This is a genomic window from Hymenobacter gelipurpurascens, assembly GCF_900187375.1.
Classification (GTDB): domain Bacteria; phylum Bacteroidota; class Bacteroidia; order Cytophagales; family Hymenobacteraceae; genus Hymenobacter; species Hymenobacter gelipurpurascens.
In genome coordinates this window covers 2,610,436-2,625,361 of sequence record NZ_FYEW01000001.1, presented here as the reverse complement: position 1 = coordinate 2,625,361, position 14,926 = coordinate 2,610,436, and the positions used below count along the sequence as shown (strand labels likewise).

At 58.2% G+C, this 14,926-nt stretch carries 12 protein-coding genes; 4 read left to right on the top strand and 8 right to left on the bottom strand.

Annotation, left to right across the window (positions count from 1 at the left end):
* The first annotated feature begins 127 nt into the window (after window positions 1-127).
* A complete protein-coding gene (locus CFT68_RS11120; protein ID WP_088843484.1) occupies window positions 128-700 on the top strand; it encodes a DUF1990 family protein in 573 nt (190 codons plus the stop codon).
* Window positions 693-1,421, top strand: a complete 729-nt coding sequence (locus CFT68_RS11115) for a DUF1990 domain-containing protein (protein ID WP_088843483.1) — start codon at window positions 693-695, stop codon at window positions 1,419-1,421. The genes CFT68_RS11120 and CFT68_RS11115 overlap by 8 nt, the downstream gene beginning before the upstream one ends.
* Before the next feature lie 106 nt (window positions 1,422-1,527).
* Here the strand turns inward: CFT68_RS11115 and CFT68_RS11110 are convergent, their stop codons facing one another.
* Entirely contained in the window at window positions 1,528-2,184 is a 657-nt protein-coding gene (locus tag CFT68_RS11110; RefSeq protein WP_088843482.1) for a cytochrome b/b6 domain-containing protein, read from the bottom strand.
* 160 nt (window positions 2,185-2,344) lie between these two features.
* Here CFT68_RS11110 and CFT68_RS11105 point away from each other — a divergent pair, with 160 nt between their 5' ends.
* Entirely contained in the window at window positions 2,345-3,385 is a 1,041-nt protein-coding gene (locus CFT68_RS11105) for an NAD(P)-dependent alcohol dehydrogenase (protein ID WP_088843481.1), read from the top strand.
* A gap of 96 nt (window positions 3,386-3,481) precedes the next feature.
* On the opposite strand, the gene CFT68_RS11100 is transcribed toward CFT68_RS11105, so the two are convergent.
* The 4 genes from CFT68_RS11100 to CFT68_RS11085 form a co-directional block, all read right to left on the bottom strand.
* The gene (locus CFT68_RS11100) at window positions 3,482-5,020 is read right to left on the bottom strand and encodes a serine hydrolase (RefSeq protein ID WP_088843480.1); all 1,539 of its coding nucleotides are present in this window, start codon (window positions 5,018-5,020) and stop codon (window positions 3,482-3,484) included.
* Window positions 5,021-5,119: 99 nt separating this feature from the next.
* Window positions 5,120-5,788, bottom strand: coding sequence for a hypothetical protein (locus tag CFT68_RS11095; RefSeq protein WP_088843479.1), 669 nt, complete (start codon window positions 5,786-5,788; stop codon window positions 5,120-5,122).
* Window positions 5,789-5,826: 38 nt separating this feature from the next.
* Window positions 5,827-6,315 carry a hypothetical protein gene (locus CFT68_RS11090; protein ID WP_088843478.1) on the bottom strand — a complete coding sequence of 163 codons (489 nt, stop codon included), beginning with the start codon at window positions 6,313-6,315 and terminating at the stop codon, window positions 5,827-5,829.
* A 141-nt stretch (window positions 6,316-6,456) separates the two neighbouring features.
* On the bottom strand, window positions 6,457-7,653 hold the full coding sequence (locus tag CFT68_RS11085) for a pyridoxal phosphate-dependent aminotransferase (protein WP_088843477.1): 1,197 nt from the start codon (window positions 7,651-7,653) through the stop codon (window positions 6,457-6,459).
* A 110-nt stretch (window positions 7,654-7,763) separates the two neighbouring features.
* Between CFT68_RS11085 and CFT68_RS11080 the strand changes: the two genes are divergently transcribed.
* Window positions 7,764-8,285 (top strand): DinB family protein, encoded by a 522-nt coding sequence (locus tag CFT68_RS11080; RefSeq protein WP_088843476.1) that lies wholly within the window; start codon window positions 7,764-7,766, stop codon window positions 8,283-8,285.
* Between the two features lie 77 nt (window positions 8,286-8,362).
* Here the strand turns inward: CFT68_RS11080 and CFT68_RS11075 are convergent, their stop codons facing one another.
* The 3 genes from CFT68_RS11075 to CFT68_RS11065 all read right to left on the bottom strand — a co-directional run bounded on the left by CFT68_RS11075 (window position 8,363) and on the right by CFT68_RS11065 (window position 14,434).
* Entirely contained in the window at window positions 8,363-8,740 is a 378-nt protein-coding gene (locus CFT68_RS11075; protein WP_088843475.1) for a hypothetical protein, read from the bottom strand.
* 120 nt (window positions 8,741-8,860) lie between these two features.
* Window positions 8,861-13,147, bottom strand: a complete 4,287-nt coding sequence (locus CFT68_RS11070; protein WP_088843474.1) for a T9SS type A sorting domain-containing protein — start codon at window positions 13,145-13,147, stop codon at window positions 8,861-8,863.
* A gap of 48 nt (window positions 13,148-13,195) precedes the next feature.
* The gene (locus CFT68_RS11065) at window positions 13,196-14,434 is read right to left on the bottom strand and encodes a DNA/RNA non-specific endonuclease (protein ID WP_170934768.1); all 1,239 of its coding nucleotides are present in this window, start codon (window positions 14,432-14,434) and stop codon (window positions 13,196-13,198) included.
* Window positions 14,435-14,926 lie beyond the last annotated feature (492 nt).

Genomic DNA, 14,926 nt, shown 5'->3' with positions numbered 1-14,926 from the left:
GGTGTACTGGCAGAAGCCCGCGCAGGTTCCGGCAGTGGCCTGGCAAATGAGAAAGCCGGAGCGCTACGCTAACCCCGGCTCCAACGCGCACGTTAGGTGGCCTAGAACTCTCCGTACTCCCTTCGCTATGAGCAACAAACCCGAGCAAACCGCCGACACCGGCAGCGGCCCTCTTTTTGAGCGGCGCTACTGGATTGATGTGCAGCACCCAAGCCGCCCGATTTCTGAGCTGTTTGAGCAGGTGAAAAATGACATCCCCCACTTCTCGCCCGATCTGCTGGCTGATTTTAGCAAAGCCAAGGGCACTGAACACCAGCTGAATGTGGATGATGAATTCCGCATCAAGATTCTGGGCCCCTGGAATGGCGATGTGCGCGTATCGAAAATCGGGGAAGACTTTTTTGAGCTCGTGACTCTGGAAAACCACCCTGAGGCGGGCCGCATCCGATTTTCCCTGAAGAAGCACCCCGCGCTGCCCGATACTGTGCGCTTTGAGATTCACTCGTGGGCTCGCTCGCGCGACGGGCTGGTGGCTTTCACCTACGACACGCTGGGTATGGGCAAGCGGGTGCAGCAGCAAACCTGGGAAACCTTCTGTGAGCGGGTGGGCGAAGCCAGCGGCGGCCTGATTCTCGGTCCTGTGCACGTAGAAACCGTTAAGCAGACAGACTCCGAAACCCACGTCTCGCGCGATGCCTAAATCTGCCCCTCTGTACGAACTCCAGAAAGCCCGCTTAGAGGCCTACGCCAACGCCGGCGTCAACTTCGACCTCGACCGGGCCGCCGAATATACTGTGGCCAACGGCTGGCATGTAGACGACTACGAAACCGAACTGCCCACCGAAACACCCGGCCCCCCGGAGGCGCATGGCTCCTGGGCGGCCGCCCGCGAGGTGTTGCGCAATTATACGTTTCCGCCGCCCGGCCTCATTACCGGCATTTTCCTGCCCGATCAGCCCCTGGAGCAGCGCGTGATGGTGCTGCGCGGGCAATTTCTGTTTTTTACGTTTTGGTTTGGCGTGCGTATTGGCAACGTAACGGATGAGCAGCGCCCCTTGCCCAACGGAGAAGCGGAACAGGTGTGGGGCTACAACTACCGCACCCTGGAAGGCCACTTTGAGCGCGGCCAGATTGAGTTTACCGTCCATAAAAACCTCACTACCGGGCGCGTAAAGTTCCATATTCATGCCTTCTCGCAGACGGGCCGTATCCGCAACCCCTTCTACTGGATCGGGTTTCGGCTGTTTGGCCGCACGTTGCAGAAGCGCTTCTCCAATCAATCAGTCAAGAGACTGAAGGCGCAGGTGGAGGAAATGCTTCTGAAAGGCTGGCACACGCCTGACCAGCAGCAGGCACCGCCCGTGCAGCCAGCCGCCTCGCAGGAAGATGCGCAACAGCAGATGGACAAAGCCACTTCCTAGGCTAGTATCGGGCTAATAGAGGCCTTTGGCAGATTACCCGGCACCACAAAAAGGACTGGCATGCTTTGCTTAGCATGCCGGTCCTTTTTTGAAGTAGCAAGTCGTTCTAGGCCTCTACCTGTTCGCCGCCGTGGATCATGTCGGAGGTGATGCCGGGCTCGTGCGTTACCTCAGCGCGGAACACGCCCAGAATATGCGCTACCACGAAAGCAATAACGATATACATCGAGAAGTTATGAATCTCCTTGGCTGTGTGTTCGATGGCGCGGAAATAATCCTCAAACACGAGAATCAAACCTGTAATTACCATCACGGTTAGCACCAGGTAGAAGAAGCGGTAGGAGTAGCGCACCCATACGCCCAGCCGGGCCTCAGAGTCGCCTTGGGCAGCGCGGTTTTTCAGGCGGGCTAGTTTGGCCGCCGTGCGCTGGCCGCCGCGCTGCTGAAAGCTTACGAGCACCCGGTAGGCCAGTAGCACCGCCAGCGCAATACCGAACCAAATGTGCCAGTCCCAGATGCGGTGTGCCACAATGCTCGTGAGGCCGCGCAGCTTCTCGGGAGCAATATCCACGCCTTGCTTGGCCAACGCTTTGCTGAAATCGGGCGCTAAGCCTTTCACCTTAATAATCACCGACATAAATAAAATGGTGATTAGCTGAACTGATACCAGCGCGGAATTTGACCAGTGCCAGATGCGTAGGCCCAGCGAATTACGCTTGACGCCGGTAGCTGTCACGGGCGTGTGTTGGGTTTGAGGAGTCATGTGCGGAATGCTGAGGGGAGAGATTGGGAGCCGTAAGGTATAAGGATGAGCTGAAAAATGTAGGGTTGCAGCGGGGGCGGCGCAAACAATCAATGACCCAAAGTAGTTTGAAGGGTTCTGTGCTGATTTTCCGCAGTTCCCCTCAATAACCCGCTTTTTTATGACTGACGCAAAAGGCTACGCGGCTCCGGCCGTGAATGCTCCTCTGGTTCCTTTTGATTTCCAGCGCCGCGATGTAGGCGCGCATGATGTACGCATCGAGATTCTGTTCTGCGGCGTGTGCCATTCCGATTTGCACCAGGTGCGCAACGAGTGGGGCGGCTCCGTATTTCCCATGGTGCCCGGCCACGAAATTGTGGGCCGCGTAGTGGAAGTAGGCGCGCACGTGAAAGGCTTTAAGGCCGGCGACCTGGCTGGTGTAGGCTGCATGGTGAACTCCTGCCAGCACTGCCCCGAGTGTAACCAGGGCCTGGAGCAGTACTGCGACGAAGGATTCGTGGGCACGTACGGCGCCCAGGACCGCGACGGCACTATCACCTACGGCGGCTACTCCAACCAAGTGGTGGTAACCGAGAAATTCGTGCTGCACGTATCGGAGAAGCTGGATCTGGCCCGCGTGGCGCCGCTGCTGTGCGCCGGCATTACCACCTGGTCGCCGCTGCGCCAGTGGAACGCCAAGACCGGCGACCGGGTCGCCGTAATGGGTCTGGGTGGCCTAGGCCACATGGCCGTGAAATTTGCCGCCGCTATGGGCTGCGAAGTAACGGTATTCAGCACTTCGCCCAACAAAGAGGCTGATGCCAAAGCCCTGGGTGCCCACAAGTTCGTGGTGACCAAAGATGCGGAGTCGATGAAATCGGTGTCGAATTACTTCGACCTAATCATCAATACGGTATCAGCGCCCATGGATCTGGTGCCCTACATCAACACCCTGCGCGTAGATGGCACGATGGTGCTGCTGGGCGTACCGCCGGAAGCGCCACAGCTGCACGCCTTCAACCTGATTGCTAAGCGCCGCCGCATTGCCGGCTCGCTGATTGGCGGCATCAAGGAAACCCAGGAAATGCTGGACTTCTGCGCCGAGCACAACGTGATGTCCGACATCGAGCTCATCCGCATGGACTACATCAATGAGGCCTACGAGCGCATGCTCAAGTCCGACGTGAAGTACCGCTTCGTGCTGGACTTGGCTACGATTTAAGCGCTGAATAACAGTAGCTGTTCATAAAAAAGACCGCTCACTCTTCTATTGTGAAGAGTGAGCGGTCTTTTTTATGGCGCTGGCAGTGACCTAGGGCTATAGCTTTACGAACACGTAGGGGTCGTACTCCACGTAGTCGTTCACGCGAAGCTCCACGTTCTTCACCTTGTTGCCCTCTAGCTCAAACTTGGCCGGCATCACCCCAAAAACCAGGTCGGAATACGTCGTCCGGAACTCCTGGCCATCCATGTAGTCGAGGGTGGCGGTGAGGCCCGGATGCGTGGGGAACTGGATCAGCAGCTGCTTGCCTTTCTGGCGGATGGTGATGTGGCCGAAGAGCTTGTTCTCGAACTCGCCCACGTAAGCGCTCAGCGGCAGCGCCGGCTTGTTCTTTTTGGCAACCCGGGCTGCCAGGGCTTTCGTTGGGTCAACTTGGGTGGCCTCGGACTGCTGCTTGCGCTTCAGGCCCTGGGCGCTACGGTTTACGTAGGGCACCCCCAGGTAGCTGTCGAGCAGTTGGTAGCGCAGCAGTTCGAAGAAGCTCTGGTTGTCGTTGTTGGTCAGAATAGCAATGCCCAGCCCGGCTTCGGGCACAAAGCACACATTGCTCACCTGCCCCGAGGCCCCGCCTGTGTGCCAGAACGTTTGCCGGCCGTTGTAGTCGGTTGCCTCCACGCCCAGGCCATAGGTGGTGAAGTGCGTAGGATAGATGGTTGATTTACGGGAGCTGATAACGGTATTGGCGTCGCGGGTTTTGCGCAGCGCCGCCCACGGCATCACCTGCTTGCCCTCATAGCGGCCACTATCCAGCTGAAAACGTAGCCACTTACCCAGGTCTGTTACGTTGGATACGATGCTGGCACAGGGGCCCATGTTGTCCCAGTTATCGAACGGTACTTTCGCCAGCGGCCCAAACGTGTTGGAGTAGGCGTAGGCGATGTTGGAGCGTTGCGCAAAGCCCGCGCCTGATACAAACGTACTGCTCATGCCCAGCGGCTGCAGGAAGTTTTGCTGCACGTAGTTTTCCCAGGAGGTACCGCCGGTAGCGGCCGGAATCACCTCGCCGGCCGCCACAAATCCGGAGTTGCTGTAGCCGTAGTCGCGCCGAAACTGGCCGCCGGGCTTCATCAGGCGCATGCGCCGCACAATCTCGCCCCGCTCCAGGTTGGACTTGAAAAAGCTGAAGTCGCCCTGGAAGGTCTTGAAGCCGAAGTGGTGGCTCATCAGGTCGCGCACCGTGACCATCTGGGAGGCCACCGAATCGTAGAGTCGGTAATCGGGCAGGTACTTGGTTACTTTTTCATCAAGGCTGATCTTCTTCTCCCCATCGAGCTTGGCCAGGGCCGTGCCCGTGAACAGCTTGGTGTTGGAGGCAATCATAAACAGTGTGTTGGCATCCACGGGCTCAGACTTGCCCATTTCACGCACGCCGTAGCCTTTCTGCACTACCACCTTGCCGTCTTTCACCACTACCAGGGCCAGCCCCGGAATCTGCCATTGGCGCATGCCGCGCCGGATGTAGCTGTCGAGGCTATCGGTTACAAACGCTGAATTGCCCACCGACTGGGCCTGCGCCAGAGAGCTCAGCAGGAGTCCGCCCGCCAGTAGGCCAGTCCGGAGAAAAGAAAAATGCATAAAAGAAGGAAAGTGGCTGTGGCCTACGATGGCCGCGTCAGGAAAGCTTAAAGCTACTAGCCATCTGCCACACTCTCACGCGCTGCCAGCAGTTACGCTTTACTTGTCAGGCGACTGAATGTGCACTCGGAGGTAAACGGCCACACCCCCAACCCACAGGCGAAGCTTACCGGGCCTGATGCGCCGGATTCCTCTAATGAGTAAGAGGCCTACTAGGCCTATGCTGCACAGAGTAAGCAGGTTGGAAAGCCAGGTGATACATTCCGCAAGCAGGTGCCTGTTTTCGGCCTCCTCAATGTGGCCGGAAGTATCTACGGCCGTGAAGTCCTGCGGAAAGATGATACTAGTTTGGTAAGAGCCATCAAACCGAATGGGAGCATAATGCCACTTTCTAGCTTGTTTGTAGGCCACTTCCAGGCCATCTTGTCCTTCCGTTTCCAGTACTGTTTCTTTCCCAGAAGACCACATATACTCAACCCAATCCACTTGCCATTTCTCATTCGGGTAATGCCGCAGATAATACAGCTTGGCCATCCGCTGCTCAGGATTCCTGATGGTGATAAGGCCAGGTGAGGAGGCCAACGTACCCGGCGAGCTGAATAGGAATTTAAATCCGCTCAATGGCAACACCAGCAGTACCAGTGCCAAAATTGCCCACAGTTTGTAGAAGGTGTCGCGCGGTTTTCTTAGGTAGACTAACAGGCCTACCACCACAAAATCCAGAAGGATAATTAGGAAGTCAATCGAGGTGCCGAGCTGATAGAGCATTAGAATAGATGTTGCTTATCAGCAAGGTAGCCAACTGACTACTCCTTTTCCACCGGATACCGGAACGTGCCTTCCATGGTAAAGCGCTTACCGCCGCGGCCCGACTCGCAGACGGTACAACGGTAGGAGCCGGCTAGCCAGTGCTTCTCGCCATTCACGGCCGTGATGGTAACCGAGCCGGGATTATCGGGGCACGATTTGGAGTAGGCAGCTGTGTTGCCGAAGCGGTAGGAGGCGTCGCGGTTGCGGCCACTCAGGATTTCCTGGAAGCTGTAGGTGCCTGCCTGGATAGGGAAACGGTCAATCAGAATGGTGAGGCCTTCCCCATCGGGGTCATCGGCCCTGATAATGTTGAGGCGTAGCGTGCGAGAATCGCTTAGGAAAAAGCGGGAGCTGCTGGTGTCCGTCGCCACTGCTTGCCCATTGATGCGCAATGTCAGGGCCCGCACCGTGGTAGAATCTTGCTGGGCAGGACCTGATGCCGCACCCAGCAGCGGCAGAAGCAGAAGAGGTAGAAAGCGTTTCATAGGGCGGAAACAGGCAAGAATCAGCCCAGAAGATACGGGAAAGCACATAAAGCTGTCATTCCGAATGCAGCGAGGAATCTGGGGGATATTCCGGAAGCTAACCCAGATTCCTCGTTGCACTCGGAATGACAGGTTGCGCTGCTACTCTTGCCGACCTGGATACTCGCGTAGGGCTACCTCCAGGCAATCCATGGCGCGGTTGATAACGTCCTGGTTTACCACGTAGGCCATGCGCATTTGCTGACGCCCTAGGCCAGGCGTGGCATAAAAGCCGGATGCGGGCGACACCATGAGGGTTTCGTTGCGGTAGGAGAACTTCTCCAGCAGCCATTTCGCAAACAGGTCGGCATCGTCGACGGGCAGGTGGCAGAGCACGTAGAACGCGCCACGCGGCAGGGGGCACTGCACGCCGGGCATGGCGCGGAGGCGGCTTACCATCAGGTCGCGGCGGGCCAGGTACTCGGCTTTGGTGTGGTCGAAATAGTCCTCGGGCAAGTCGGCGGCCGCTTCGGCCAGCAGCTGGCCTAGGCCAGGGGGGCACACCCGTAGCTGGGCCAGCTTGAACACGATGTCGCGGAGGGCCTTATTCTTGGTGACCAGCGCCCCGATGCGGGCCCCGCAGGCACTGTAGCGCTTCGAGATGGTATCAAGCAGCACGATGTGGTCGTCGGCGCCTTGCAGGTGCAGGGCGCTGGTATATTCGGCATCGTAGCAAAACTCCCGGTAGGCCTCATCGGAGAGCAGATACAGGTTGTGGCGCAGGCAGAGGTCCTTGATTTGCTCCAGCTCCTGGCGGCTGTACACGTAGCCCGTAGGGTTATTGGGACTGCAAATGAGGATGGCCTTGGTGCGCGGGGTAATCTTGCGCTCAAACTCCTCAATGGGTGGTAGTGCAAAGTGGTTTTCCAGGTGCGAGGCCACGGCTACCACGTGCGTGCCGGTAGAAATGGCAAACGCGTTGTAGGGCCCGTAGAATGGTTCCGGCACAATAAACTCGTCGCCGGGGTTGAGGCAGGCCAGCAGCGCAAACGAAATGGACTCGCTGCCGCCGGTTGTCACCAGAATATCCTCGGCCGTTACCTGCAGGCCCAGGTTCTGATAGTAGGTGGCCAGCTTCTCGCGGTAGCTCATGGTGCCCGCCGTAGGTCCGTATTCCAGCACCCGGATATCGGCCTGCTGCACGGCCGCCAGCATGGCCGGAGGCGTTTCAATATCGGGCTGCCCGATGTTGAGCGGATGCACCGTGATACCGCGCTGGCGGGCAGCCTCGGCGTACGGACTAAGTTTGCGGTAAGGGGAAGCGGGTAGTGCCACTCCACGCTGCGAAGGTTGAAGCATGGGCTTAAAGATAGGCCTACTAGCGGGAACCAGGCACTTCTGAGAAAAACTTCTGTGGCCCGAAAGCCCGGACGCTGCAACCCTGGCCGGGCTTATTCGGTTTCCTGGCTATGTCTTCAGTTGCTCTCCCCGAAGTCTGGCTGCGCGGTCCGCTGCCCGATGTAGCCCCCTTGCTTCAGCCGCTGGCCCATGCCCTGCTGCAGGCCCGCGATGAAGTAGAAACCGCCCTAGGCCACTTCCCCAATGAACTGCTGGAGGCTCGGCCCGCTGGGGTGGCCTCCGTGGGGTTTCATCTGCGCCACCTGGCCGGCGTGCTGGACCGCATGCAGGCCTACGCGCGCCAGGAGCCGCTCACGGAAGCCCAGTTCCGGTACCTAGCTGCTGAAAAAGATGGCCCCGCCTTACCCAATACCACCGCAGAGCTGGTGCAACGTTTTCAGGAGGCCGTAGACCAAATGCTGACCACGCTACGCACTACGTCGGAGGCCTCGTTGCCGGAGTTTCGGGCGGTGGGGCGCCAGCAGCTGCCCAGCACCGTGATGGGGCTGCTGGTGCACGCCGCCGAGCATACTACCCGCCACGTAGGTCAGCTGCTCGTGACGGCGCGAGTGGCGCAGGCAGGCTTGCGCTAGGCCAGTCAGGGTAGGCCATCAAAAAAACGAGCACCTGATGGGATGCTCGTTTTTTTGATGAAGGGCTTTCTGTGCGTCTAGGCCACTTGTTCCTGAGAAGCAGGCCGCAGGAAATGCTGCTGTACGCTACGTGAGAAACCCAAGAGGAGGAAGGCCGTCAGGTGCAGCGGGGCCACAAGCAGGAAGCCTATTTTATCAGGCGCATGGGAAAAAGCGAAATAATCTACGCACAGGTAGAGGATAGTGAGGATAAACAAGATGGTGCGGGCCGGGCGCCAGCGCAGCAACAGCGCCATCAGCAAGCCTACTGTTAGGGCCGGACTGGTGGAGAAGTTTCCCGTTTTATCCACAAACAATCCTTCGCCCCAAAGCGGCAGTGCCGCACTTAGCAGCAGGCAAATGCAGATAATTACAACCTGCTGGGCTCCCTGGTCTTTCTGAAATGTGGGCATCATAGGAGGAGGTTTATTCAATAGTTAATATATACATTTTTGCTGAATGGCTAGGCCACTACACAAGAAAAGGGGAACCGCTGCCGGTTCCCCTTTTCTTGTGTAGTGGCCTAGAGAAGCCGGTTACTTCGACAGAACGAGGCGCAGGTTCTGCATCTTGCCATCGAGCACCAGGCGGCCGATGTAGATACCGGCAGGCAGCGTGCTGCCATCTACCGTGTACTCGTAGTTCTGGCCGCTTTGCGCGATGCCGGTGTAGTACGTCTTCACTAGCTGGCCTAGCGAGTTGTAAAGCTGCAGCTGGGCCTGGCCCGTAGTAGCGGCCCGGAAGTGTACCACCGTGCGGTCCGTGAACGGGTTGGGATAGGCCTCGAACACTGCTGCCAGCGTGGCTTGGCCTGATAGCTGCGAGCTGGCCGAGGAAGTAGCCGTCAGGCCATCCGTTGAGCAGTCGCCCAGCTGGTCGCCGTGGCTGAGGTGGTCCGCCACATCTCCCGCCGATATGCAGGAAGGTTTGCCTTTATGACACACACTCACCTTATCGTTTTTGTTGCCGCAGCGTACGTCACGGACAGTCAGGGTCACGCTCTTGGTGGCGGTGCAGCCCGAGGCACTGGTAACGGTAACAGTGAAGGTAAACACACCTGGTGTGCTGGCAGTGAATACCGGGGCCGCGCTGGTAGCGCTGCTGAGACCAGTGGCGGGGCTCCAGCTGTAGCTGACGCCGCCCGATGCGGTAAGCGTGGCGCTCTGCGGACCGTAGCCCAGGTACAGATTGGTAGCAATGCCACCCGTATATACCCTAGAGCCAGGCGTAACGGCAATGGCAGGCTTCGGAATTTCGCCCGTTACCGTGATAGTGGCCGTTGCCGTGGAGGTATTGCCATGCACATCCGTAACCGTCAGCGTCACGGTGTTTTCACCGATGTTCTCGCAGCTAAACGAGGTACGGTCCAGGCTTAGCGAAGCAATGCCACACGCATCGGAGCTGCTGTTGTTTACCTGGTCCGCCGTTATGGTAGCCGTACCCTGGCTCAGGGCCACGGTCAGGGGTTGCGTCAGGGCCACGGGTGCTTGCTTGTCTTCCACCGTCACCGTGAAGGTTTTGGTGTCGGTGCCGCAGGCGTTGGTAGCGGTGGCCGTAACGGTAGTAGTACCTACCGGGAAGAGGTAGGGCGAGGTAATGGCCGTCGTTACGCCCTCTTTCTCGATGGAGTAGGTAATGGCCGGCGCAGGTGTGCCAGCCGCCGAAGCGGTAGCGGCAAACACCACTGAGGCACCGCACTGCTCCGCCGTAGTCTGGGCTGTAGCCAGTGTCGGTACGGTTAGCACAGGGTCGGTGCAGGTGAGGCCAGTACGGGCCACGCGGTACGTAGTACCCACCCGGATGCCATCAACTACCAGAGTAGGGAAGTTCGTGCCCTGGCGGAGGGCCACGGCGCCGATATTATCGATGGTGCCGGTCTCTGTTACGCTGGCCGCGGCAGTGCTGGGTTCGGTGGCCGTTGTGCTGGGGTCAATGAAGAGCGTGCTCGTGTTGCCGGCTTCATCGTAGGTGTATTTCACCACCAGCAAGTGCGTCGTGTTCAGAGCGTATTCCTCGGGGGCATACACGGCAGTGCCGGAACCGCTGATGCCAAACTGCACTTTGCCCGTTGCCGTCTTGCGCGCAAATACCCGGGCCCGGAATGTGGTGCCAATCGTCTGAGGGCCCAGGTGGAAGAAGTAGTCACCGGTGGTGGAGGCATTAGAGGCATTCACCAGGAACGATGCATACACCGGTGTGCGGGCAAACACGGGGGCAAATGCCCGGTTCACGTCTTCGCCGTTGGCAGCAACCGCCGCTGCGTTGCCGCTTTGCAGGTTGTAGCCAGCGAATGAAAGGCCGGTGGAAGTAACGGCCACGGGGCGGTTGCCGGCGCCACTATGCGCCGTCCAGTTATTGGCCGTGAGCAAGGAGCCCGCCGCGTATTCAAAGTTTTCTTCCAGCAGAAGCGTAGGAGCCAGAGCCGGAGTAGTTAACTCTACAGTTCCCGGCGAAGTCGTCAGGTAGTTCTCTGCGTAGGGCGTGTTGTTGTCGTTGAAGGCAAACACGCTGAAGTAGTACGAGGTATTGGGGCGTAGGCCAGTAACAGTGATGTTGTTGCCGGTGCCGTTGTACACCACAAAGTTGCCTTTGCCCAGCACGCTGCCCGTCCCGAAAGCGAGGTCAGCGGTATAGGTGGTAGCATCTACTGGATCAGCATCTACGGCGCTGCCGAGGTGGCCTACCACCAGGTATTTCGTGCCATCACCGCCGCTCAGGTTTAGCTGGGCGGAGCTGCTTGTAACCAGGCTGGCCGACAAGGTGCCGGAAGCAGTAGGCTCTGCGGCCAGCGGCACAGTAACCGTCGTGAAGGAAAACTCCTCGCCATAAGTAGTGCCGGTGGCGTTGGTGGCGTAGGCCCGCACAAAGTAAGTAGTGCCGGGCAGTAGGCCAGTCAGCGGGCTGCTGAAAGTACCGATGCCAGCACCATTGGTAGTTTGCGAAGCGCCCAGAACGGGGTTGGCGGTGGTAGCCCACAACACCCCGCGGGCCGTTACGGCGCTGCCGCCGTCGGTAGCTACCTCGCCGCCGGTAGTGGCGCTGGTAGGAGTAAGGTCTGAAACCGGGGTAGTGCTGAGCGTAGCCGGATAAACAGCGGCAATGCCCGTCCCGCTTACGGCTACCGATTGCGTGGCTAGGCCAGTAGTAGCCACCGGAATAGAGGCCTGCGCGGCTTGCGCATCAGTAGGCGTGAAACGCACCTCAATGGTAGTGCTGGGCACGCTTCCGCCCACTGGCGAGAGCACAATGGCGCAGCATGCAAACGGGCTGTTGCCAGTCCGGATTTCGAAACCAGCCGGGGGCGTAATGGTGATGGGGCCAGTCAGACTAGTGCCGCTCACGGTAAAGGTCTTTTGCTGCGTAGCGGCACCCACCACCGTATTGCCAAAGTTGGGCAGACCAGTGGCCGAAACCTGCACGCCCGGCGGCACCACCGGCGCCGATACCGTTACGGCAATCGGCTCGCTCTGGGTAGTAAGCGTACCGCAGCTGGTGGTGATAGTAGCCTGGGCAACAAGGTAGTACGTGCCAGCACCTGGGAAACTGGAGCCTTTCACTAGGTAGGAAGCCGACGTAGCGCCGCCAATGGACGTGTATGTACCCGTTGGGCTGGTGCTAAATTGCCAGGAGTAAGTAGAGGTAGCCGCCGCCGAAGCCGCGAGCGTAGCGCCGATGCCATCCGTCGGGACGGTTTGGGCGGAGGCTGGTGAAACGGTAACCGGGTTGGAATCGGGGGTGAGGCTAACGGTCAGGTCAGCGCCATTATCGGCGCCGTAGGTAGCGGGAGCATCATTGAGTACCCGCACGCGGTACCGGGTGCCGCTGGGCGTGCCGGCCGGAATGCTGGCCGAAATAGGCGAGCTGCTGCCAGTGCCGATAATGCCAACCGTAGTGCTGGTTGGGAAAACGCCGCTGGCATCTGAGAGCTGCACTTTGTAGCTGCCCGTGTAGCTGCCGCTGCTGGTGTAGGCCACTGCAAAAGCACTGCTACCGGCCGTGTTTGTAACGCAGAAGGGCGTGGTCGGTACGCTGCCCGTTGCAATGGTAGCGGCGGGCGTGCCACCCAGTAGGGTAGGCGTAAGTTTGAGGTTATCAAGCCCCAGCGCCTGCGCATTGGTGCTGCCCAGCGTGCCCACGTATGACCACCGCAGGTAAGTAGTAGCGCCGGGTTCCAGTGCTAGGCCACTCAGAGTAAAGGTTTTGGAGGTAGTAGCCGCCGGATTTACCACGGCGTTGGCGCCATCGGCGCCGTACGCCACTACCATGTTGGCTGGCTGCGTCCAGGTGGTGCCATCGGGGCTGGTGAAGAACTGCCACTCGTAGGGGTTGATGCCAGTGCGGTACTTCTCCACATCGTAGGCCACTGCCAGATCCGTGATGGTCGTGCCGGTGTTGTTGCGGATGGCCAGCAGCAGGTGACGAGGAGCCGAAAAACTGCTAGACGAAAGGAACCCCAGTGCCCGATCAGTGGCCGTCGCCGTCACTCCATTACCGAAGTTATACGCGCCGCCGGCAGAGCTACTGTTCATGGCGTTGGTGCCACTAGTGCCCCCTATCCGCGTCGTCAGGGTGGTGTTGGCCGGGTTGGTGTAGCTGATGCCTGTAGCACCGGCCGCCAGCACAAAGCCCGTCGGAACGCTGCCGACGGCGGTGCCTAGGCCATCGAACGTCTCGGTAACCGGGGCCGAGCTGGTTAAGCTAAGCTGAGCATGAGCGGAGAAAGAGGTAGCCAGCAGCCCGGTGGTTGCTAGGCCAGTAAGCAGCCCCGAAACCAGCTTTCGTGCCCGCCCCAAAAGGGAGGAATGATTAGAAGTATGCTTCATATAGTGACAGCAATGCCGCAAAAACCTGTTGGAAAGGAAAACTGAAGGCTACTGAACCGGACCCGCATCGACTTTCGATTCGATGGCGGTCTGTACCTCAACGGAGAGCTGCGAAAGCAAATCGTAGCCGGTAGCTTGCTCAATGGCATCTACGCTGGTGCGGAAAGTGCCCCAGCTCGTGTTGCGGATGCCGTTGGTGTTAGGCATGTCCACGGCAATGACGCGCGTAGTAGCCGACACGCGCGATGCGTCGTTGTCGCCTACGGGCAGAATCACAATCACCTTCCAGGTGCGGTTAGGCACCGTAATGCGGCCTTGGTCGATGGACTCCATGTATCCGTTTACCCCCGTGCCACCTACACCATAGCTACCGCAGATAATGTATACCTCATTGCCAGGCAGAATATCGCGGGTGTAGCCCTCCAGAACAGCCCAGGGTCCTTGGTTATTATCCGCCGCCTGGGGCATCATGTTGGTCATTAGAAACGTAGCCGAGTTGTTCTCCACACTGGAGGTGCGGTCGGCGGAAGGACAGTTGTGCCCCCTATCGAAACCGCTGCCTACGTAGCTGGTGCCTTGCACCTGGTACCATCCGTCGGGCAGGGAAGTGTCATTGCGGAAGTCGTCCTGGCGGTTGGCCAGCGATACTACGTCTGCGGCTTCCAGATGCCAGCTTACCCAGTTGGGTTTGCCTTGGTCGCGGTTGTAGCCCACTACATATTGCGGCTTTGCCAACAGGTAGTTGTTGGGGTAGCTGGGGTCGGCTACGGCGCCGCTGGGGTTGCCCAGCGCCAGATTGACGTTGTCAATGGTCGGCTCCGTGACGCCGCTGTAATCCGTCACGGTAAAATCGTCGATATCCAGCCGCGCTAGGCCACCCGACGTCTTCCGAATCTCGAATTTTACTTTGCCAGGGATATTTACGGTGAAAGCGGCCGTTTGCAGTGTGCTGCTAGTGGTCAGTACGGTGCTGCCTACTTTCGTCCATTTGTTGCAGTTGCAGGCTTCGGACTGGGCCCATAGCTCCCAGCTACTGCTGGCATCGGTGCCATAAATGGCGTGCTGCACCGTAACGGTAGAGGCACCATTGGGCACAAAGAACCCCATGGTCAGGAGGCCATTGCGCTGCAACCGTACCGCCTGAGGGCCATTTTTGTGGTCGGCATCGGCGGTGCCCAGCAAGGCATCGTTGAGAATCCAGCTGCCTGAGGGTAGGGCTACTGTGCCGGTGGGGTAATCTGGCTTGCTGCCAGTATCAAAGTTTTCCTGCGAGTTGGCCGAGGCCAAAAACGGTTGTAGGGCCAGACACGGCAAAAGCAACCAACAGTGCAAAGCACGTCGTAAAGATTTGGGCATACACCAGCAAGCGTGAAATGATGAAAACAAGTTCCGAGCAGAACAGTAAGCCTAACAGAATGGCAAAACTACGGCATTTATAGGACGGCAGTATTTCCAAATTGTTAACAAAAGGTAGGTATGTCTATGCAATAATGCAATAGTGCAATTATTGCTATATAGAAAAACCAGGCTTATTGAAAAGCATAAATCATCGGTTAAACGCTCCTAAGCCATCTTCTAGGTATAGAAAATAGTAGAAATATTTCCTGAAAATATATGTTTACCCAGATGCTCAGGTCACTCCAAGCGCACGGATTTTTTATAGTGCTATATAGTGGAGTTAATCGTAGTTATATCCTCCAGGAATATTACTAACAACTCACGCAGACTGGCCTAGTAAAGACAAGTGCTAGAAGCCGTAACCGCCGCATTACGTAGTTT